At 34.2% G+C, this 17,285-nt stretch carries 23 protein-coding genes and 2 tRNA genes; 12 read left to right on the top strand and 13 right to left on the bottom strand.

What is annotated here, in order from left to right; translation table 11 throughout:
- Positions 1 to 7 precede the first annotated feature (7 nt).
- From T478_RS04560 to T478_RS04575, 4 genes are read left to right on the top strand one after another with little or no spacing between them, the layout of a single operon-like run.
- Positions 8 to 337, top strand: a complete 330-nt coding sequence (locus T478_RS04560; protein ID WP_048106930.1) for a hypothetical protein — start codon at positions 8 to 10, stop codon at positions 335 to 337.
- Between the two features lie 37 nt (positions 338 to 374).
- A complete protein-coding gene (locus T478_RS04565) occupies positions 375 to 1,481 on the top strand; it encodes a succinate--CoA ligase subunit beta (RefSeq protein WP_048105512.1) in 1,107 nt (368 codons plus the stop codon).
- Positions 1,478 to 2,392, top strand: coding sequence for a succinate--CoA ligase subunit alpha (gene sucD / locus T478_RS04570; RefSeq protein WP_048105513.1), 915 nt, complete (start codon positions 1,478 to 1,480; stop codon positions 2,390 to 2,392). Before T478_RS04565 ends, sucD begins: the two co-directional genes overlap by 4 nt.
- Positions 2,393 to 2,424: 32 nt before the next feature.
- On the top strand, positions 2,425 to 2,592 hold the full coding sequence (locus tag T478_RS04575; RefSeq protein WP_048105514.1) for a 50S ribosomal protein L40e: 168 nt from the start codon (positions 2,425 to 2,427) through the stop codon (positions 2,590 to 2,592).
- On the opposite strand, the gene T478_RS04580 is transcribed toward T478_RS04575, so the two are convergent.
- The 7 genes from T478_RS04580 to T478_RS04610 form a co-directional block, all read right to left on the bottom strand.
- Positions 2,593 to 3,699 carry a J domain-containing protein gene (locus T478_RS04580; RefSeq protein WP_048105515.1) on the bottom strand — a complete coding sequence of 369 codons (1,107 nt, stop codon included), beginning with the start codon at positions 3,697 to 3,699 and terminating at the stop codon, positions 2,593 to 2,595.
- Positions 3,700 to 3,743: 44 nt separating this feature from the next.
- Positions 3,744 to 4,994 (bottom strand): NRAMP family divalent metal transporter, encoded by a 1,251-nt coding sequence (locus T478_RS04585; RefSeq protein ID WP_048105516.1) that lies wholly within the window; start codon positions 4,992 to 4,994, stop codon positions 3,744 to 3,746.
- Positions 4,995 to 5,030: 36 nt separating this feature from the next.
- A complete protein-coding gene (locus tag T478_RS04590) occupies positions 5,031 to 5,495 on the bottom strand; it encodes an acyl-CoA thioesterase (protein ID WP_048105517.1) in 465 nt (154 codons plus the stop codon).
- Between the two features lie 255 nt (positions 5,496 to 5,750).
- The gene (locus T478_RS04595) at positions 5,751 to 6,029 is read right to left on the bottom strand and encodes a DUF427 domain-containing protein (protein WP_048105518.1); all 279 of its coding nucleotides are present in this window, start codon (positions 6,027 to 6,029) and stop codon (positions 5,751 to 5,753) included.
- A 34-nt stretch (positions 6,030 to 6,063) separates the two neighbouring features.
- Complete coding sequence (locus T478_RS07380; protein ID WP_052433883.1) at positions 6,064 to 6,381, bottom strand: hypothetical protein; 318 nt, start codon at positions 6,379 to 6,381, stop codon at positions 6,064 to 6,066.
- A 1-nt stretch (position 6,382) separates the two neighbouring features.
- Positions 6,383 to 7,102 carry a CbtA family protein gene (locus T478_RS04605; protein WP_048106935.1) on the bottom strand — a complete coding sequence of 240 codons (720 nt, stop codon included), beginning with the start codon at positions 7,100 to 7,102 and terminating at the stop codon, positions 6,383 to 6,385.
- 69 nt (positions 7,103 to 7,171) lie between these two features.
- Positions 7,172 to 7,246 (bottom strand) — tRNA-Val (locus T478_RS04610).
- 80 nt (positions 7,247 to 7,326) lie between these two features.
- Here T478_RS04610 and T478_RS04615 point away from each other — a divergent pair.
- Both T478_RS04615 and T478_RS04620 read left to right on the top strand, forming a co-directional pair.
- Positions 7,327 to 9,096 (top strand): M3 family oligoendopeptidase, encoded by a 1,770-nt coding sequence (locus T478_RS04615; RefSeq protein ID WP_048106939.1) that lies wholly within the window; start codon positions 7,327 to 7,329, stop codon positions 9,094 to 9,096.
- A 157-nt stretch (positions 9,097 to 9,253) separates the two neighbouring features.
- Positions 9,254 to 10,483 (top strand): hypothetical protein, encoded by a 1,230-nt coding sequence (locus T478_RS04620; protein WP_146150869.1) that lies wholly within the window; start codon positions 9,254 to 9,256, stop codon positions 10,481 to 10,483.
- On the opposite strand, the gene T478_RS04625 is transcribed toward T478_RS04620, so the two are convergent.
- Positions 10,480 to 11,031, bottom strand: coding sequence for a pyruvoyl-dependent arginine decarboxylase (locus T478_RS04625; RefSeq protein ID WP_048105520.1), 552 nt, complete (start codon positions 11,029 to 11,031; stop codon positions 10,480 to 10,482). The genes T478_RS04620 and T478_RS04625 overlap by 4 nt on opposite strands.
- A 25-nt stretch (positions 11,032 to 11,056) precedes the next feature.
- Positions 11,057 to 11,524, bottom strand: a complete 468-nt coding sequence (locus T478_RS04630; protein ID WP_048105521.1) for a peroxiredoxin family protein — start codon at positions 11,522 to 11,524, stop codon at positions 11,057 to 11,059.
- 47 nt (positions 11,525 to 11,571) lie between these two features.
- Here T478_RS04630 and T478_RS04635 point away from each other — a divergent pair, with 47 nt between their 5' ends.
- Positions 11,572 to 12,120: a hypothetical protein gene (locus T478_RS04635; RefSeq protein ID WP_048105522.1), complete on the top strand. Its 549-nt coding sequence runs from the start codon at positions 11,572 to 11,574 to the stop codon at positions 12,118 to 12,120.
- Here T478_RS04635 and T478_RS04640 read toward each other — a convergent pair.
- Together T478_RS04640 and T478_RS04645 are read right to left on the bottom strand one after the other, a co-directional pair.
- Positions 12,097 to 12,345: a hypothetical protein gene (locus T478_RS04640; RefSeq protein WP_048105523.1), complete on the bottom strand. Its 249-nt coding sequence runs from the start codon at positions 12,343 to 12,345 to the stop codon at positions 12,097 to 12,099. The two genes, T478_RS04635 and T478_RS04640, sit on opposite strands and share 24 nt — an antisense overlap.
- A gap of 91 nt (positions 12,346 to 12,436) precedes the next feature.
- Positions 12,437 to 12,811, bottom strand: a complete 375-nt coding sequence (locus T478_RS04645) for a ChuX/HutX family heme-like substrate-binding protein (RefSeq protein ID WP_048105524.1) — start codon at positions 12,809 to 12,811, stop codon at positions 12,437 to 12,439.
- A gap of 212 nt (positions 12,812 to 13,023) precedes the next feature.
- Here T478_RS04645 and T478_RS04650 point away from each other — a divergent pair.
- A tRNA-Thr gene (locus T478_RS04650) sits at positions 13,024 to 13,098 on the top strand.
- A gap of 7 nt (positions 13,099 to 13,105) precedes the next feature.
- On the opposite strand, the gene T478_RS04655 is transcribed toward T478_RS04650, so the two are convergent.
- Positions 13,106 to 13,477: a hypothetical protein gene (locus T478_RS04655; RefSeq protein ID WP_048105525.1), complete on the bottom strand. Its 372-nt coding sequence runs from the start codon at positions 13,475 to 13,477 to the stop codon at positions 13,106 to 13,108.
- Positions 13,478 to 13,574: 97 nt separating this feature from the next.
- On the opposite strand from T478_RS04655, the gene rlmN reads away from it, so the two are divergent.
- From rlmN to T478_RS04675, 4 genes are read left to right on the top strand one after another with little or no spacing between them, the layout of a single operon-like run.
- On the top strand, positions 13,575 to 14,636 hold the full coding sequence (gene rlmN, locus T478_RS04660; RefSeq protein ID WP_048105526.1) for a dual-specificity RNA methyltransferase RlmN: 1,062 nt from the start codon (positions 13,575 to 13,577) through the stop codon (positions 14,634 to 14,636).
- Entirely contained in the window at positions 14,637 to 15,098 is a 462-nt protein-coding gene (locus T478_RS04665; RefSeq protein ID WP_048105527.1) for a cupredoxin domain-containing protein, read from the top strand.
- A gap of 60 nt (positions 15,099 to 15,158) precedes the next feature.
- On the top strand, positions 15,159 to 15,557 hold the full coding sequence (locus T478_RS04670; RefSeq protein WP_048105528.1) for a hypothetical protein: 399 nt from the start codon (positions 15,159 to 15,161) through the stop codon (positions 15,555 to 15,557).
- 11 nt (positions 15,558 to 15,568) lie between these two features.
- Positions 15,569 to 16,069 (top strand): winged helix-turn-helix transcriptional regulator, encoded by a 501-nt coding sequence (locus T478_RS04675; protein ID WP_048106941.1) that lies wholly within the window; start codon positions 15,569 to 15,571, stop codon positions 16,067 to 16,069.
- Positions 16,070 to 16,134: 65 nt separating this feature from the next.
- Here T478_RS04675 and T478_RS04680 read toward each other — a convergent pair whose 3' ends face one another.
- Complete coding sequence (locus T478_RS04680; RefSeq protein ID WP_160271572.1) at positions 16,135 to 17,196, bottom strand: phosphate signaling complex PhoU family protein; 1,062 nt, start codon at positions 17,194 to 17,196, stop codon at positions 16,135 to 16,137.
- Positions 17,197 to 17,285: the final 89 nt, after the last annotated feature.

The following is a 17,285-nucleotide window of genomic DNA, read 5'->3' on the forward strand; positions in this document are numbered from 1 at the left end:
GTATGGCATGGTGAAACAGATTAGTTTAGACACATGGTCGGTCCACCATTTACAAGAATTACTGGTAAAGGCTACAAATTTCATTAGTCAAACAAACACACCAATTGTTTTGTACAGAGAAACACTGGAAGAAAAAGAAGATGTCTTCGAAGAGATTGTTTGTACATTAACGCAAGATCACGTTATTGAACAGGTGATTGTTTCAGGAGGAATGGTCATTCCAGAGATTAAACAGCAGCTGGTATTTTCTACTGAGGAATTTCCAGATAGACTCTTGAAAAAGAGTAAAGATCTTTTTGGACAAGTAGTAGACTTGTTAGAAGACCAGTTTGAATAGCTAATAGGAATATAAAGTCCATTTTTGGACTGGATTTATGCGTCTTTTAGAATACCAAGCAAAAGAGCTTTTCAAGGAATTCGGGATAAGAACTCCACCTAGTATTTCATCAAAAGACATTGAAAAAGGAAGAAAAGATGCTAAAGAATTAGGATATCCATTTGTCATAAAAGTTCAGGTTCCGGTAGGAGGAAGAGGAAAAGCAGGCGGAATTCAGAAATGTAGCAGTGATGACGAATTTGAACTCAAATATCCTCAATTACTAAACATGTCCATAAAAGGAGAGAAAACTCGTGCCATCCTACTTGAAAAAATGGCAGATATTGAAAAAGAGCTGTACTTGTCATTGTTTTTGAATAGAAGTAAAAGATGCTACACAATCATAGCCTCATCAGAAGGAGGAGTAGAAATAGAATCAGTAAAGAATCAAACTATCCGCGAAGTTGGACTCGGAGATGTTGATGCACAAACGGCAAAAGAAGTTGCAAATGAAATTGGACTAAAAGATTCACAAGAAGAACAATTTGTAGAAATGTTACAAAAATTATCAAAATTAACTATTGAAAAAGAAGCAGAGTTGGCAGAAATCAATCCACTTGCAATTCTAAAAGATGGTACACTAATGGCACTTGATGGAAAAGTGATGACTGACGATAATTCAAACTTTAGACATGAAGAATTACAACAATATCAAGAAAAATCAGCTTTAGAAGAGCAGGCAGAGAAAAGTGGATTTTCACTTGTAGAGCTAGATGGAAATATTGCAGTTATAGGAAACGGTGCAGGATTAGTAATGTCAACGTTTGATCTTGTTACAGATAATGGTGGAAAACCTGCAACATTTCTAGATGTTGGAGGAGGAGCTACAACTGAATCAGTGTATGAAGCATTAACTTTGATTAGTAAGATGAGTAGAGTTAAAGGAATTCTAGTTAATCTCTACGGAGGAATTGTAAAAACAACAACAGTTGCAGAAGCTTTCATTCAAGCATACAATAATAATTTAATTGATCTTCCTGTCTTTGCAAGATTAATGGGAACAGAATCAGACAAAGCAAAAGAAATGCTAAAAGATACAAAAACAAAAATGTTTGATTCCATTGAAGAGGCAATAAACGGAGTAGTAATGGAGACAAACAAATGACAGACATTTATGAAATTCTTCGTGGTAAAAAAGATGCTGACGGTAATTATGAAAAGAAACCAGTTATTGTACAAGGAATCACAGGCAAGTATGGTTCAACTCATGCCAAACTAATGTTAGAGTATGGAACAAACATTGTAGCAGGAGTTACACCTGGAAAAGGAGGACAAAAATTTGAAGATAAAATTCCAGTTTATGATACAGTAAAAGAAGCAGTTGATGCAACAGGAGCAGAGATATCAATAGTATTTGTTCCAGCAAAATTCTTCTTAGATGCAGCCAAAGATGCATTAAATTCAGGAATAAAATTGCTAGTTGCCATTCCAGAACATGTTCCTATTAGAGATGCAATGGAGGTAATTGAGATAGCAAAACAAAAAGATGCAATAATGATTGGACCAAATACTCCAGGTGTTATAGTGCCAGGATTGATCAAAGTAGGAATTATGCCTGCAAGCCCATTTTCATCAGGAAAAGTTGCAGTATTATCAAAAAGTGGTACATTACTTTATGAAATTTCAAATAATCTAACTAGCGCAGGTTTTGGTCAGAATATCACAATAGGCATTGGAGGAGACCCAGTTAATGGAACACGTATGATTGATGCCTTTGATATGGTAAAAGATGACCCAGAATTGGAAGCAATGGTAGTGGTAGGAGAAATCGGAGGAGATTCTGAAGAAATTTTAGCCCAGCACATCATAGATATCGGATTTAAGAAACCAATTGTTGGATATATCGCAGGACGACAGGCACCAAAAGAAAAACGCATGGGACATGCAGGCGCCATAGTCATGGGAACATACGGCTCAGCCGAATCAAAAATATCCATGTTTGCAAAGGCAAACATTCCTGTTGCAAAAAGACCAGGCGAAGTAGCAGTACTATTAGCCGGAAAAATGAATAGCTAATAGAATAAATAGCAGATTTTTGACGATATACTATGCCAGTTGCAGATCCCCTAAAAAAACAGATTGCACAAAAAGCAAGACTTCATATGAAAATCTGTATTTCATGTGGTGCAAGATTAGATATGAGCGCTACAAGATGTAGAAAATGTCGAAGTACTCAACTAAGATTGAAAAATAGAGCACTGGGAATTAAAAAGTAGTTAATTTTTCTTAAACAATCCAGACAGTTTTGATGCCCAATTAGATGGGATTACACCACTACTCTCTTCTAAACCATCTAGAAATTCATATGTCATATCTCTTCCACCAAATCCAATTAACTTTCTAGTTTTCAAATCATCTAAGAAGAATTCTTTCCCATTTTCAAGTTTGAGTATTGCATCATCACTAATATCAAATCCTGAACCTTTATCATAGAAGCGGATCATACCACCTTCCTTTAGTTCAAAAAATACATCATAACTAACCTTAGGACCAAAAACAGAAATTTTCTTACCCTTTACAATTACATTATCAATTAGATTAAGTGCTAAAACCTCTTGAGCATCTAAAGAAACAGTTTCTCTAACATCACCTGCAATAATTTTTCCTTTTGGAGCCTCTAATTTTGTAAAATGTTCTTTTGTTATTGACATGCCAACACGACCTGTTGGATGTGGCACCTGCTGTCGTATTCCTTTGACATGACCACATACAATATCACCATTATCTACAATAATGTGAGAGCCATTCTCAATATTATAGCCATTTTCTAATGGCTCCATTAGTTTGAAGGTTCCTTGTGTTAAATGAATCAAAGTTTTAGAATCATCATCTTCTAAAAAGTACGGACTTGTCATACTGCCCCACATGAATACATGATTTGGGTGAGTTATTTTTCCAGCCCAAAATTTTCCTTTTATTGATAGAGCACCAGTTGGTTTTCTTTCAATTTCTATTTGCCCTAATTCATTTGAACCAAACAATCTGATTCCTGTAGTATCAGTTCTGTTTAGTGCATCAATCCATTCTTGTGCAACTTTAACTTCCCTTGCAACATCATTGGACAATAACGTATTTTGACGAAGACGCTCTTCTTCGTCTGTACCCCAGAAAAATTTTGACTTTTTCTTTTTTTCATCTAATGAGTCAGGAAACTTTTTTCCAACTTTGAGATCCTCAAATGCCTGTTTAATTATGATAAATTCTTCATCCTGACCACCTCTATCAGCATGATGAGTTAGTGCAAGATTTCTAAATGCACTACGAATTTCATTTCTTGATGCACCCTCAGTTATACCTAAAATCTCATAATTACTTTTTACCATAATAATTCAGAGTATGCAGAATATCTATAAGTTGTGTGATGGTTCTAGAAAAATTTTGTATATATGAAAAATAGTGCAAAACCTGTTAAAAATACAATACCACACATACTGAGCCCCTTAATCCATACAGAAGGTTGAGTGTCTTTAGGAAGAAACTTACCAATTACCAGTTTATGATTCAATACCGCAATTATCGGTGCGACAAGAAATGACAAAGTAGTTGCAAAGTCAACTAACTCCTTTAGCTTATCGCCAAACTGCATAATGATTAGAATAGAACCAATTGCAAGGATGCAAACAATTGCAACATATGATTTTCTCGAATCATCAGATTCCTTTTTTTGTAATAATTGTATGATTTTCTGAAATGAACGGGAATACCCATCAAAAACTGCAAGTATAGTTCCAAACATCACACTAAATGCAGATGCTGCGATTATGATATAGCTCCATTGACCTATAGTATCGGCAAACATTGTGACTATTTTATGGGCAAACATAGAATTGTTATTGGGCAGCGATTCTCCTGAACCAAAAAATACCAACGTACCCAAGCCCAAAAAGAAGATAGCCATTAGAGAGGTAACAAGGTAACCAATTCGAAACTCAGTAAGCGTTTCTTTTAGTTTTGGTCTAAACCCTGTTTGTTTAATTCTTGCAATTGTCCATAAACTATTCCAGCTTGAAAGATCTATGGCAGTAGGCATCCAACCCATTAAAGCAATTAAAAAGAAAATTCCAGAATCATTCCATAAATCACGAGGAAGAAAATTCTCATTTGGCTCTACCGGTCCATTAATCAAAGCTAAAACAAATGCAGTAACTGTTGAAATTATCAGAACAAAACCAATTACTTTGATAATTCCATCCAGAGTTCCAAATTTTCCAATACATAAAATGACTCCACATATTGCAAACAGTAGAACCATAGTCCATATTCCAAGAAAATCAATCTGAAAAAGATTTTCAAAAAATCCTGCTGTAACAAAACCTACAGCAGCTGTAACAAAAAACATAGAGCCTAAAGTAATTCCCAGATATAAAATCAGGAATTTTCTTCCAAGTTTTTCATATCCATCAATTATACTTGTGCCAGTTACATTTGCATAACGTGAACCATGTTCAAAGAAGGGGTATTTTAGAACATTTGCAAGTATAACAAAACCAAGAATCATGAAACCAAATTCTGCACCCGCTCGTGTGGACTGTACAAGATGTGAGACCCCTATTGCTGTACATGCAAATAAAATTCCAGGACCGAATGTTTTCCGATACCGATACAGAAGATCAGACATAACTAAAATTTTGATATTAATTACTTAAAGGATGAGTTATTTTTTGCGTTCTTTTAACCTACGTTCCATTCTTAATTTACCTTCATCAAAGCGTTTTTGATCCTCAGGGTTATCAATACGCAATGTTGGAACCGTAGTAGGCTTACCATTATCATCTAATGCGACAAAAGTAACGTATGCATTTCCTGTATGAACACGTGTTCCCTTTGCAATATCTTCTGCTTCAACATTTACCTCAATCTCCATTGATGATTTTTGGACATAGTTTACTCGTGCCTTTACAAACAAAACATTTCCAACAAAAACAGGCTTTAAGAAACTAATCTTATCCATACTGACAGTAACTGCATTTGTTTGACTGAACCTTTGTGCGACAATTCCTGCAACCATATCAATGTGTTTTAAAATTGCACCACCAAAGACGTTTCCAGCCGGATTTGCATCTGAAGGAAACATTCGTATAATTACTTCGGCTTTTGAATCATCAGGAGTTTTTTCCATTTTAATTTTATACAAATAGTTATGGTTAAAGGTTATTTTTCTAAGCTGGAACTAATTCTAGCCATAAATGAGACAGTGTTCACAATCACATTCAGGTTGTTCTTTAGATTTGAAAAGACATTTTTTGTGTTGGCCTGCCTGACATTGAACACAAATTTTTTCTAAATTATCAACGCTGGTATATTTTTTAGACTGGTCAAAGCCAAAACCGCCATCTTGTGGACCTACCATAAGAAACGTATTACAAACTACTATTTAGATTACTTGAACGCCATTCCAAAAGGCAACTCTATCTTTGATCTTTTCTGCTTCCTTGCTTGGTACAGGATAATACCAAGCACAGTCTGTGTTTGTTTTTCCATTCACCGTAACAGAATAGTAACTTGCCACACCTTTCCAAGGACAAGAAGTACTTGTTTCAGTCTTGTGAAAATATTCGTTTTTTATTGAATTGGAAGGGAAATAGTGGTTACCTTCAACTACTACAGTGTCATCACTTTCAGCAATAACAGCGTCATTCCAAACTGCTTTCATAATCTTAATTGTAATTTAGATAATTTATGCCATTCTAGATGTGTTTTGCAATCATTAATTTTTCAATACCGTTAATCTCATGAATTATGCCAAAATCATATAGAGGAAATTGTTTTTTATAGAATTTTGCAAAGGATAATGCAACTTCCTTGCTTTGGAAACTTGTTCTAACTCCACTAAGGCTAGTTTTGTTCCCATATACGTCAAAGACTACCAATGTGTACATTATAGATTTTGAATCAATTCGTTTTTTGAATAGAGTTGGAAAAAATGCTAGGAAAAACCCTGCTGTAACAATTGTTCCAAGTATTGCTATGATGTAAAAACCAGGAGTTTTTAGATCGTTTACCATACTAACTCTTCAGCTTAAGTCGTTCTTGAAGTTTTTCAATGAATCCACCAAGAATCAAGCCCAATGTTAGCCAGTAAACGGTTACTGCTACAAATGATGCACCTCTAAATCCGTCAACGAGTTCCATAGGTGCAGTTATCTCGTCAGGATTTTCAGGCATTATGAAAAATACAGCGCTGATGAATGCGGCATATCCTACAAATGCAAGAATTTTCTTGTTTTGTAATCTTTTGTAAACTTGATAAAATCCAACAGCACCCAATCCTGAAATTGCTATAAACGATAGGAAAAGAATTGAACGTAATACGACAGTTTCAGTTTCTCCGACAGTAGGAGGATTTGCAGGATACTTTAAGAAAGGAATTACAAAGATTGTAAACCACATCAAGCCAGATAAAACAAGTGTTTTTTTGACATTGTTTCCTTGAGGCAATACTTTTCTTGCAAAGAGAAATACAATTCCAACCAACGCTGCAATAGATGTTCCAAGAATTGCGCCTGCTAACACTTGACCACCTTTTTGCCAAACACGATATGAATTGTATTCTACCCAGAATTCAGAAGTATCTTCTTCTTCACCTGTTGCAAAGAGAGTTTGATTTTCAATTCCAATTGCTTGATCAAGATATGGTTCGACTATTGCAAGATTAATTCCACCATGGATCAAACCTGCAAAACATCCTGAAACTAGGACAATGATTATGAAGAGACCTGTTTTCATTATTAAGATACGGCTCATTTCATAATAAAATCCTATCGACATTAATTCTAATTTTTTAAAATTATTCAATGGATCCGGCGAGACTTGAACTCGCGACCTCTGCAGTGTGAGTGCAGCATCCAAACCAGGCTAGACGACGGATCCAAGATTATTTCTGATCGTGTATTATTTAGACGTTGAATGAATTTCAAAAGGTATAGAAACAGTTCAGTTTGAAAGATGCTGTGCAGAAATACAAAAACGGCATATGGGACCTTGATGATTTAGTTAAGAATCCAACTAGGCAAACGTTTGATAAAAAAATAAAGGAAATACAAAAACAGTCTGAAAAATTTGCAAAAAATAAATCTCAACTTAAACCAAACATGTCCTCTAAGAAATTTTTACAGTTACTACATGAAATTGAAGATATTACAGAAAAATCAAGCAAGATTGGCGGATATGCAGGGCTAAAATTCTCCGAAGATACACAATCAGATGAGGCTACCGCACTACTGAATAGAATTTCGCAGTTTGGCTCTACTATACAAAATAAAATGCTATTTTTTGATTTATGGTGGAAAAAGCAGGTAGACGAAAAAAATGCAAGAAGATTGATCAAAGATGCAGGAGAATTATCAGATTATTTACGATACAAGAGATTAGTTGCAAAATATGCACTAACAGAGCCTGAAGAGAAAATCATCAATACACTAGATGTGACAGGAATTTCTGCACTTGTAAAAATTTATGATAAAATAACAAATGCTTTCACATATACCGTTAATGTAAATGGCAAAAAAAAGACAATGGGACGGGAACAACTTACAACACTAGTAAGAAACAAGAATCCAAAAGTTAGAGAAGCAGCCTACAAATCGCTATTAACAAAATATCAAGATAACAAAGGAGTAATCGGTCAGATTTATCAAAATATTGTACTAAACTGGAAAAACGAAGGAATTGATATGAGAGGCTTTAAGGACCCAATCTCAATTCAGAACATTTCAAACGATGTAGATGATAAGACTATAGATGTAATGTTAGAGGTATGTAAAAAAAATGCACCAGTATTTCAGAAATACTTCCAGCAAAAAGCAAAACGTGTAGGAGTAAAGAAACTTAGAAGATATGATTTGTATGCACCATCAAAGAAGAGTGCTGCAGAAAGAAACTATACATTTGATCAGGGAACAAAGCTAGTTCTTGATTCTCTTAATCGATTCAGTCCAAAAATTGCAGAATATGCATCACGTGTTTTCAATGAAAATCATATAGACTATTCATTAAGACATGGAAAAAGAGATGGCGCATTTTGTAGTACTCCACTTCCATACATTACACCATTTGTTTTAATCAATTATACTGGAAAATCAAGAGATGTCTTTACACTTGCACATGAAATTGGACATGCTGTTCACAGTGTTGCTGCATCAGAGAAATCAATTTTAGTTTCAGATGCACCATTACCTCTTGCAGAAACTGCATCTACATATTCAGAATTATTACTTTATGATAACATTTCAAGTCAGATTTCAGATGGGGAAAAAGCATCTATGCTTTCAGATAAGATTGATGACTTTTATGCAACAATTGGAAGACAGTCATTTTTCACATTATTTGAAATAGAGGCTCATAAGCAAATTGCAAACTCTATCACAGTAGATGATATATCAAACATTTACAGAAAGAATTTGAAAGAGCAGTTTGGAAATTCGATAGATATTTCAGAAGACTTTGGAATAGAATGGAGTTGTATTCCGCATTTTTATCATTCTCCATTTTACTGTTATTCATACTCTTTTGGAAATTTGCTTGCAGTGTCATTATTCCAAATATACAAAAATGAAGGCGATGATTTTGTCTCTACATATACAGATATTTTATCTGCAGGTGGTTCACAAAAACCAGAAAAGTTACTAAAAGAACATGGACTAGATATTTCCAAATCAAAGTTCTGGCAGAGCGGATTTGATTATATCAAAAAGCAAGTAGACGATCTATCCAAATTATAATTAATTAAAATGTGGGGCTGGCAGCCCGAGCCATCGGACTGCCAGCGTGTTCCCCAACGGTTTGAATTCGATGTCAATTATGCAAAATTATACTAGTGATTTAAACGTTATAGAACAAAGCCGTAAACTAAATAAAATAATACAGGATTCATGGTACATGAGAAAAGAAATACTATCACTTGGCGTCATATTTGGAATTATACTTATCATGCCATTTGCAAGCGGACAACTCTTTGAAAAAGCCACATTTCAAGAAAGTGCACTTGTGATTTATGATCAACAGTATTCAAATTCAGTAGTAACTTCAATCGGACTGGAAACCATCAGTAACCAAGAAATAAAATTTACAGATGAACTAATCAAAAAAATTAATGATAATGAAAAGATTAGAGCGATAGTTTTTACAAATGCAGGAGAGTGTGTGATAGGAGTTACAAGCGAAGAACAATGCATAATGATTAATTTTGATTATCAACAACTGAAAGGTGACGGCGGAATTAGAATGGTTCAAGATTCTGCAAGAGCGATGGGAAATGAACTAATTGATCAATTAAATGAAGAACTAGGAGTAGATAGTGAATTTCATTCCACATTCATACATACAGTAGATGATGCAAATCTATTACTAGAAACATCAGGTGTAATTTCTGGAAGAGGCGCAGTTTCAGCCACATTTACAATGCCAAAACAATCCACTGATTTCTTGTTTGCAGATTTGGCAGGGAAATTAGTTAGTAAAGATATTAGAGATGGACAAGGTTTCTATGATATTTCAAAAAAATTATCAAAAAATGATGGATCCATAATTTCCATTAGTATTATCAAAACAGGAGATGAAAATTTATTCATGTTCAAGGTCACAAATGAGATAAAAGATGTAGCAAATGAAATTTCAAGAATTAATGTGCTAGAAAACTTTGGAGTAAATGAAATTTCACGCTCAGATGTGTTTGACGGAAAAAATGTTCCGCTAAATTCAGTCATTCATTTAGTGGTAATTCCAAGTGAGCCTGCAAAAATAGATGCAATAGCAACACATGCAATAACTGATTTAACCACATTAGAGAATATTTCAAAAAGAGGTTGGTTCTTTAGTTCTCCTGCAGGAAATTCAATTGATGCAAAATTCCTATTTGGTCAAAGTAAAGTTATTCCTCAAGATGAATTAAGAGTAGAGATAGGACCATGGGATGGAAACAGCGAACTGTCATTTTATTCAGTAGAAGACATTCCACAAAATGAGAAAGAAGAATACCAATCAATAGAAGACTTTGGAAAGAAAGAATCTAGTGATGATGAATCACAATATGCGGTGCTTGCAATTATAATTGTAATAGGCATTGGCGCTGCAATATTTTACCTAAAAGGATACAAACCAAAACGTTAGAGAATTAAACACGCTGCAGAGAAAACCGTAGTCCATTTTCCAGACTTGTCACCTTTAGCAGTCATTGTAATGTTTTGAGATTTGTAAATTTTTCCAGAAATTGACCACTGTTGTCTTTTTTCATCCCAGCTCTTGTCAATATCAAAAGGTATACCAAGTGATGATGCAAGCATTTGTGCTGCAATATCTTCAGCGTAATCACCTGCTTGTTTTTCATTTTGTCCAAATGCATCATATTCAGACAAGTAACCATATCTAGTACGATCCTTTGGTAACGCCAAGCCAACAGATGCAGAGATCATTCTGTGAGGCTCGTTTGTCTGGTTTCGAGAATAAATTGTAAATAGAATTTGTCCAGGTTTAATTTTTTTCAGACCTTCCTTTTTAGGAATTAGTTTGGCTTTTGGTGGAAAGATGCTGGAGATTAAAACAATATTTGTTCCAGCAATTCCTGCATCTCTTAATGCATATTCAAAACTTGTAAGCTTATCTTCATGGACACCAATTCCTCTAGTGAGAAATAATTCCTTAGCTACTAGATTAAGCATTCTTCGAATAATTTTATTGTGTGATTTATACTTTGATTTTCTTTAATGAATCAAGAATTTCCTGTCCATGAGATGCGACATTGATATCTCTCATTACATCTTGAATTATACCATTTTTATCAATCACAAAGGTACTTCGTTTTGCAAGACCGGTAATGTTGGTTCCAGCATATTTCTTGCAAGCAGTTTTCTTTTGATCACTTAGATGTACATATGGAATTTCATATTCTTTAACAAAATCAGCCTGAGAATCAACAGAATCTACAGATATGGCAAATACAACTGTGTCAGTTGCAGTAATTTCAGGATAAACCGAGATTACGCTTTTTGCCATCTCAAAGACTTTTTTTGAAGGACATGCAAAGAGATGGTTTTTTGGGTAAAAACACAATACAACATTTTTTGAGTTTTTGTATGAGCTGAGTGTGATAGGCTTTCCATCATGTGCTAATAATTCAAAATCTTCTGCTGTATCGCCTTGTTGAAGAGTCATGAATAGTATTAGAATGGGTTATTTATGAAAGTGTGCAATTGTGTACAATGGACATTTCATTTTTTGATTCAGATGCATTTCTAATTGGATACTATGTGTTTACGGTAGGGGCAAGTCTTCTTTTAATCAAGGATACAAAAAAACGCGTTTTAGATCTGAAAGCAGGTATAGGTTCTATCAAGTATGCACCAATAGCTTTTGGTATTTTAGCAGTATACGTTTTGTTTGTATTTGAATACGTTGATCAGATACCCATACTAAACTGGAGTTGGCTTGGCTACAACATTGCATTTGGGCCATTTGCAGAGCAAGGAATGCTTGGAATCATTCCATTTGTGCCATTGTTGATTTACATGTTTTTACACATCAACTATTTTGAAGAATTCTATTTCAGAAAGTCAAAAAAAATGGTTTTGGTATGGGCATTAATCCATATCGGAATGGGAATAAAAATACACATGGCACTAGTCTTGATACCAATTGGTTTTGTATTCAAGTACATTTATGACAAAAAAGGAATAAAGCATTCGTATGCAATGCATTTTGCAACAAATATTCTGGTTGTAGGAATGTTATTTCTTTCGTTTGTACTTTGAGTCTTTTCTTGGATCAATGTTCCTTACCTGTGTTAGATACAAGTATGTCATGAATGCGCCCAAGAATAGATTAACTACACCTAAAACTACAATCATGAAATTATTCATCGAACCCGGATCAAGGCTACCTCTCCACAAACCAAATCCAATACCCCAAATACCAACCACAGTAAATACAGCTATGAGAACCTTGAGCTTCTTTGGTTGGACATACTTGAGTTTCAATAAACAAACCAGAGTTTAGAAGTTATTAAATTATGAGTATAGTTTTGTTAAAGGCTCAAATGATTCCATATAATTAACTGAGAGAGTGTGGTTAGAACTCGATTTTCTGCCCATATTTTACATGCAGATCATCGTAGAGTTTTTTGCGTTCTGACTTTATCATTTTGTTTTCATCATACATTTTTGTAAAAAAACATCCAAGAACACGCTCATTTTTTTCATCAAAAAATCTTACACTGAAACTAGTTCTTTCAGGTTTTTGCTCTATAACAAATTCTGCATTTTTTATCATTTCATTATTGACATGCATATGACAAGGGCCATCATTTTCTCCAATAGTTATCCATTTTTCCTTTTGTCTTATGGAAAGCGAATTACTTCTCATTTCTATTGTGGCACCGTTACTTTTGACTACCATTAGTACATCATCAACTTTGATAATATCAGCAAGAATCTCCTTTAACATCAGTTTTTGATAGATTAGTCATTAGTTAAAATTTTATCATTAGAGGAAATTGTTTTTTAATTAGTTCAAAGGATCAGGATTATGAAATGTCATATTGAAACATGTGAAGATGAAGGAAACAACATCCATCCATGTGGAAACCATGATCCACCAAAATCATCATAATTGGATATCTTAACATTTTAAAACAGGAATTTCATAAAAAATACAGTGCCAATGTAGCTCAGCCTGGTTAGAGCAATTGATTTGTAATCAATAGGTCGAGAGTTCAAATCTCTCTATTGGCTTTTTACTTTAAAAATAATGAATTTTCATATGCGTTTGATGTACCGTCTCATATGGCGTAATATGGCCACAATGAGGGCAAGAAAATAATCCTTCTGCAGATTGTTTTGAATCACGTTCGATTGTTTTACCAGCAATAGATTCTATTGAAATTATTTCACCTCGGGAAATTACAGCAAAGTTACGTTGTTCTCCAATTGATTCTAAAAATTCCTTGATTGATGTAACCACTTCATTTGTATCTATAGTGCCTTCTTCTTCTATAGGAGATAATACAAACTCATGATACTTGATATTTGGTATAGCTGCAACATTATCTGCGACATAAATTAACAATTCATTTTGAATTGATTCAACTTCATGACAGTCAACTGTTATCATATATGAAATTCTGATTGGATGATTATAAAAAATTTCACAATTATTTTACGATATTAGAAGTTAGATTATAATATCAATTCAAGGGTAAAGATGTGATATGACTGACCTGTATAGGCTACTTCCTGAAGAGATGGAAAAAATGGTAATTGACATGGGATATCAAAGATATAGGGCAGATCAAATTCTAATGCCTCTTTATTTCAAATTTCCCAAAAGTATTGCAGATATCAAACAGCTGCCAAAAAAAATGATTGCAGAGATGGTCGAGGCAGGATATACGATTGGTTCTGCAAAAGAGATTCACAGAGTTACAAGCGAAGATGGAGATACTACAAAATTATTGCTTAACCTTACTAATGATAAATCAGTTGAAACAGTTCTCATGCAATACGAGTCTGAAAAAGAAAACGGACTTCCAAGATCAACAGTATGTGTTTCTACTCAGATTGGTTGTGCAATGGGATGTACATTTTGTGCAACAGGGCAGATGGGCTTTGAGACAAATCTAAAGGCAGAACATATCGTGGCACAGGTAGTTCATTTTGAAGAGATAATTGAGCAAAAAAAGGAGCACATTACAAATTTAGTTTTCATGGGAATGGGAGAACCTATGGCAAACTATGATGAAATGATTAGGGCTGTGAAAATTTTAACAGACCCAAGAGGGTTTGGATTAGGACAACGACATATTACAATTTCAACAATCGGAATCAAAGAAGGAATTGAAAAATTAGCTGATGAAGATTTGCAGATTGGTCTTGCAATATCTCTACATGCACCAAATAATGAATTACGAAAAAAATTAGTTCCTACCGCTACAAAAGATTCAGTTAAAGAGATAATTGATGCAGGGCATTATTATTTCAAAAAAACAGGCAGACGGGTGACATTTGAGTATGCGTTAATGGAAGGGGTAAATGATTCACGAGATACTGCACAGGAATTGGCAGAACTGTTACGAGGAAACGGATCACATGTGAATGTAATTCCGATAAATCCAACTGCTGGTGACTTTAAACGCCCATCAAAAAGTAGAGTGTTTGAGTTTAAACGAATTTTAAATGAAGCAGGAGTAAACTGTACCATCCGTATTGAAAAGGGCACAGAGATATCTGCTGCATGTGGTCAGCTTCGAACAGATATTGTGCAAATAAAGTAAATGAAAATAATCACAATAGGGTTAATCACAGGTTTGTTAGTTCTTACTGCATACATTGTCATATCAGATGTAACGAATTTTGAAACAGATGCTGAACGGATAAATTCAATTTATTCTGAGACAGAAATTTTTTCAGAGGCGCCATACAGCGGAAATACAGATGAAAAGGCACAGCATTTGATCATAATAGCAAAAGATTCATGGAAACCGGGATGTGAAGTAGATGATTTGTGCTTTTTACCATATGAAAAGACAATCAATGCAGGAGAAACTGTATTGTTTGTAAATGAAGACGAGTTTGAACACAACGTTAGACTTAGAGGAGACCCGAACTATCTGCATTTTCCAACAGATGTCATAAGACAAAATGAATACTTTGTTTACAAATTTTATGAAATGGGAGAATATCAATACCATTGCACGCTTCATCCCTGGATGGAAGGTGTGATTAACATCAGATGATTTACTATTCATAAATTTTCGATAGTTGTACTATATCGTTTTAAATTAGAAATGGGATAAATGGAAAATATGTTCAGTTACCAGAAATTTGCTGAAAGCAAACCAAAATTACTCATCGCAGTCATTTTGACAACTGTCGGAGCATTATCAGTTCCTGTATTGATGCCTCACATTTACCATGGCGCACACATTTGGCATCTGCTTTTACACACATCTGGAATTATTTTGTCGGTATTTCTTGCAATACTCAGTGTAAATGCATACTATAAGATGAGAACAAAAAAGATGATCATAACTACAATTGCATTTATGGTGTTTACAGCAGCAGAAATTGTTCAACTTTTAGACGCAACTAAAACTCATGTTTACAATATTTTAGAATCACCATCAGAAATAGCACATCTAATGATGCTTGCAATGATTGGATTACTAGCATTAGCTATATTTAGGAGGGATTGAAATTGGCAAACATGGAATCTAGAGAGGAATTAATCGTTTCAGAGATCAAAAGAAATCCTGGAATCAGATTTAGAGAAGTCATGGAAAAAATAAACCTCTCAAATGGCGTTTTAAGTTACTATGTCAGAAAATTAGAAAATAATGGAGTAATCAAAACTCAAAGAACAACACGAGTTTCAAGATTTTTCATTAATGACATGACAGAAGAAGAATCCAAAGTAGCATCACGTCTAAGACAAACAACACCAAAAGCAATCCTCGTATCATTATTAGAAAATGACACAATGGAGTTTCAAGAAATTGTATCAAGTGTTGGAAAGGCAAGCGCCACAGTATCATTTTATTTATCAAAATTAGTAAACGACGGAATGGTTGATTTCAAGAAATCTAACTTGAAAAAGAGATACTTTGTAGTAGAAAAACAAAGAATTGCAAATCTAATTACCGAATATCACCCAGATATTGTAGAATCTGCATCAGACAACCTTGCAGATATCATGTCTTCACTATAGAATATTCTTAAGATTCAAGTTCAGAATTATGAGAAATAGTTAGTCTAAGAGATTTCTATAGGATCTTAAGCCTCAGTATTCTCAATTGTTTTCATAGAAACAATAGAATCTACTGTATCATTCATGACAACTTCAGATATGTCTAGGATGTAATCTAAAATTCGTCTGTTTTGATATATCAGATTTTGATATACAATGGATGCTTCAGAGTTGGTTTTAGTTGATTTTACCAAGGCGTTTGTCTCATCAATGAGTGCCTCTATTTCTTCAGCATGTTTTTCTGCCTGTGAGTAGTTTCTCTCAGATATGAGAGTCATGGTTTTATCGAAAAGTTCGATTGTTTTTTGATATGTATTGATGATGTCTTTTGGGGTTTTTGAGATGTTTTTCTCCATGTCAACGACTACTTTTGCAATTGTAGAAATGTGGTCTGCAATTCTTTCAACGCATGTAATAATTCGTTTGTATCCAATTGCTTGAGATGTTTTTTCTAATCCTAATGCAGATAAGATGTTGGCATCATCTAAGGCCATAACCAGATTTCTGGTAAGATAATATGAAAAACGGTTAATCTCATCGTCCATGTGAACTATTTCTTGGGCATACTCAGAATCGCCTTTTTCAATTGCATGCATTGTCTCAGAAAACATGTTGGATGTTGATTTGAACATTCTGTTGAATGCCAACTCTAGTTTCATCTCAGGTATTGTAGAAAGCACCTTGATTGTTATTGATTCTGAATCAGATTCTATAATTTCAGTTCCTACAAATTTAGTTCGAATTAATTTCATGACCATAGAGCGTACATCGGTTTCAATTTTTGCTCTTGGGGAGTTTAACACCATGAAACTGTGCCCAGAAATGTATAATGAGATGATTTTTCGCTTTATTGACTCTACAGAGTCTGTTTTTTTAATTTTAATTTCAGGATATGTTGTTGATTCTTCTTGAATAGAATCAGCAGAAAGTGTGATGGAATTGTTTGGATTGTTTACAATTTGCATGGAATCTCCGTTTTTTAGATTTAGTTTTTCAATCCATTTTTTTGGAAGTGAAATTACATATGTAGAGCCTCCGCTGATCTGGATATTTCTACGTTCCATGTTTTTGGTCTTTGTAGACATCATAATTTTTCTTGAAAATATAGTGGATATAAGGGAGTAACATAGTTCCATGTTACAATAACAGAGTTATAGAATAAGCTACATAGTGCCAA

Origin of the sequence: Candidatus Nitrosopelagicus brevis (assembly GCF_000812185.1) — an archaeon.
GTDB lineage: Archaea > Thermoproteota > Nitrososphaeria > Nitrososphaerales > Nitrosopumilaceae > Nitrosopelagicus > Nitrosopelagicus brevis.

Excerpts from the sequence above, each read along its gene's own strand:
- T478_RS04560 (WP_048106930.1), top strand. The coding sequence starts at position 8 with ATGGTGAAACAGATTAGTTTAGACACATGGTCGGTCCACCATTTACAA.
- T478_RS04565 (WP_048105512.1), top strand. The coding sequence starts at position 375 with ATGCGTCTTTTAGAATACCAAGCAAAAGAGCTTTTCAAGGAATTCGGG.
- sucD (WP_048105513.1), top strand. The coding sequence starts at position 1,478 with ATGACAGACATTTATGAAATTCTTCGTGGTAAAAAAGATGCTGACGGT.
- T478_RS04575 (WP_048105514.1), top strand. The coding sequence starts at position 2,425 with ATGCCAGTTGCAGATCCCCTAAAAAAACAGATTGCACAAAAAGCAAGA.
- T478_RS04580 (WP_048105515.1), bottom strand. The coding sequence starts at position 3,699 with ATGGTAAAAAGTAATTATGAGATTTTAGGTATAACTGAGGGTGCATCA.
- T478_RS04585 (WP_048105516.1), bottom strand. The coding sequence starts at position 4,994 with ATGTCTGATCTTCTGTATCGGTATCGGAAAACATTCGGTCCTGGAATT.
- T478_RS04590 (WP_048105517.1), bottom strand. The coding sequence starts at position 5,495 with ATGGAAAAAACTCCTGATGATTCAAAAGCCGAAGTAATTATACGAATG.
- T478_RS04595 (WP_048105518.1), bottom strand. The coding sequence starts at position 6,029 with ATGAAAGCAGTTTGGAATGACGCTGTTATTGCTGAAAGTGATGACACT.
- T478_RS07380 (WP_052433883.1), bottom strand. The coding sequence starts at position 6,381 with ATGGTAAACGATCTAAAAACTCCTGGTTTTTACATCATAGCAATACTT.
- T478_RS04605 (WP_048106935.1), bottom strand. The coding sequence starts at position 7,102 with ATGAAAACAGGTCTCTTCATAATCATTGTCCTAGTTTCAGGATGTTTT.
- T478_RS04620 (WP_146150869.1), top strand. The coding sequence starts at position 9,254 with ATGAGAAAAGAAATACTATCACTTGGCGTCATATTTGGAATTATACTT.
- T478_RS04625 (WP_048105520.1), bottom strand. The coding sequence starts at position 11,031 with ATGCTTAATCTAGTAGCTAAGGAATTATTTCTCACTAGAGGAATTGGT.
- T478_RS04630 (WP_048105521.1), bottom strand. The coding sequence starts at position 11,524 with ATGACTCTTCAACAAGGCGATACAGCAGAAGATTTTGAATTATTAGCA.
- T478_RS04635 (WP_048105522.1), top strand. The coding sequence starts at position 11,572 with ATGGACATTTCATTTTTTGATTCAGATGCATTTCTAATTGGATACTAT.
- T478_RS04645 (WP_048105524.1), bottom strand. The coding sequence starts at position 12,811 with ATGTTAAAGGAGATTCTTGCTGATATTATCAAAGTTGATGATGTACTA.
- T478_RS04655 (WP_048105525.1), bottom strand. The coding sequence starts at position 13,477 with ATGATAACAGTTGACTGTCATGAAGTTGAATCAATTCAAAATGAATTG.
- rlmN (WP_048105526.1), top strand. The coding sequence starts at position 13,575 with ATGACTGACCTGTATAGGCTACTTCCTGAAGAGATGGAAAAAATGGTA.
- T478_RS04665 (WP_048105527.1), top strand. The coding sequence starts at position 14,637 with ATGAAAATAATCACAATAGGGTTAATCACAGGTTTGTTAGTTCTTACT.
- T478_RS04670 (WP_048105528.1), top strand. The coding sequence starts at position 15,159 with ATGGAAAATATGTTCAGTTACCAGAAATTTGCTGAAAGCAAACCAAAA.
- T478_RS04675 (WP_048106941.1), top strand. The coding sequence starts at position 15,569 with ATGGAATCTAGAGAGGAATTAATCGTTTCAGAGATCAAAAGAAATCCT.
- T478_RS04680 (WP_160271572.1), bottom strand. The coding sequence starts at position 17,196 with ATGATGTCTACAAAGACCAAAAACATGGAACGTAGAAATATCCAGATC.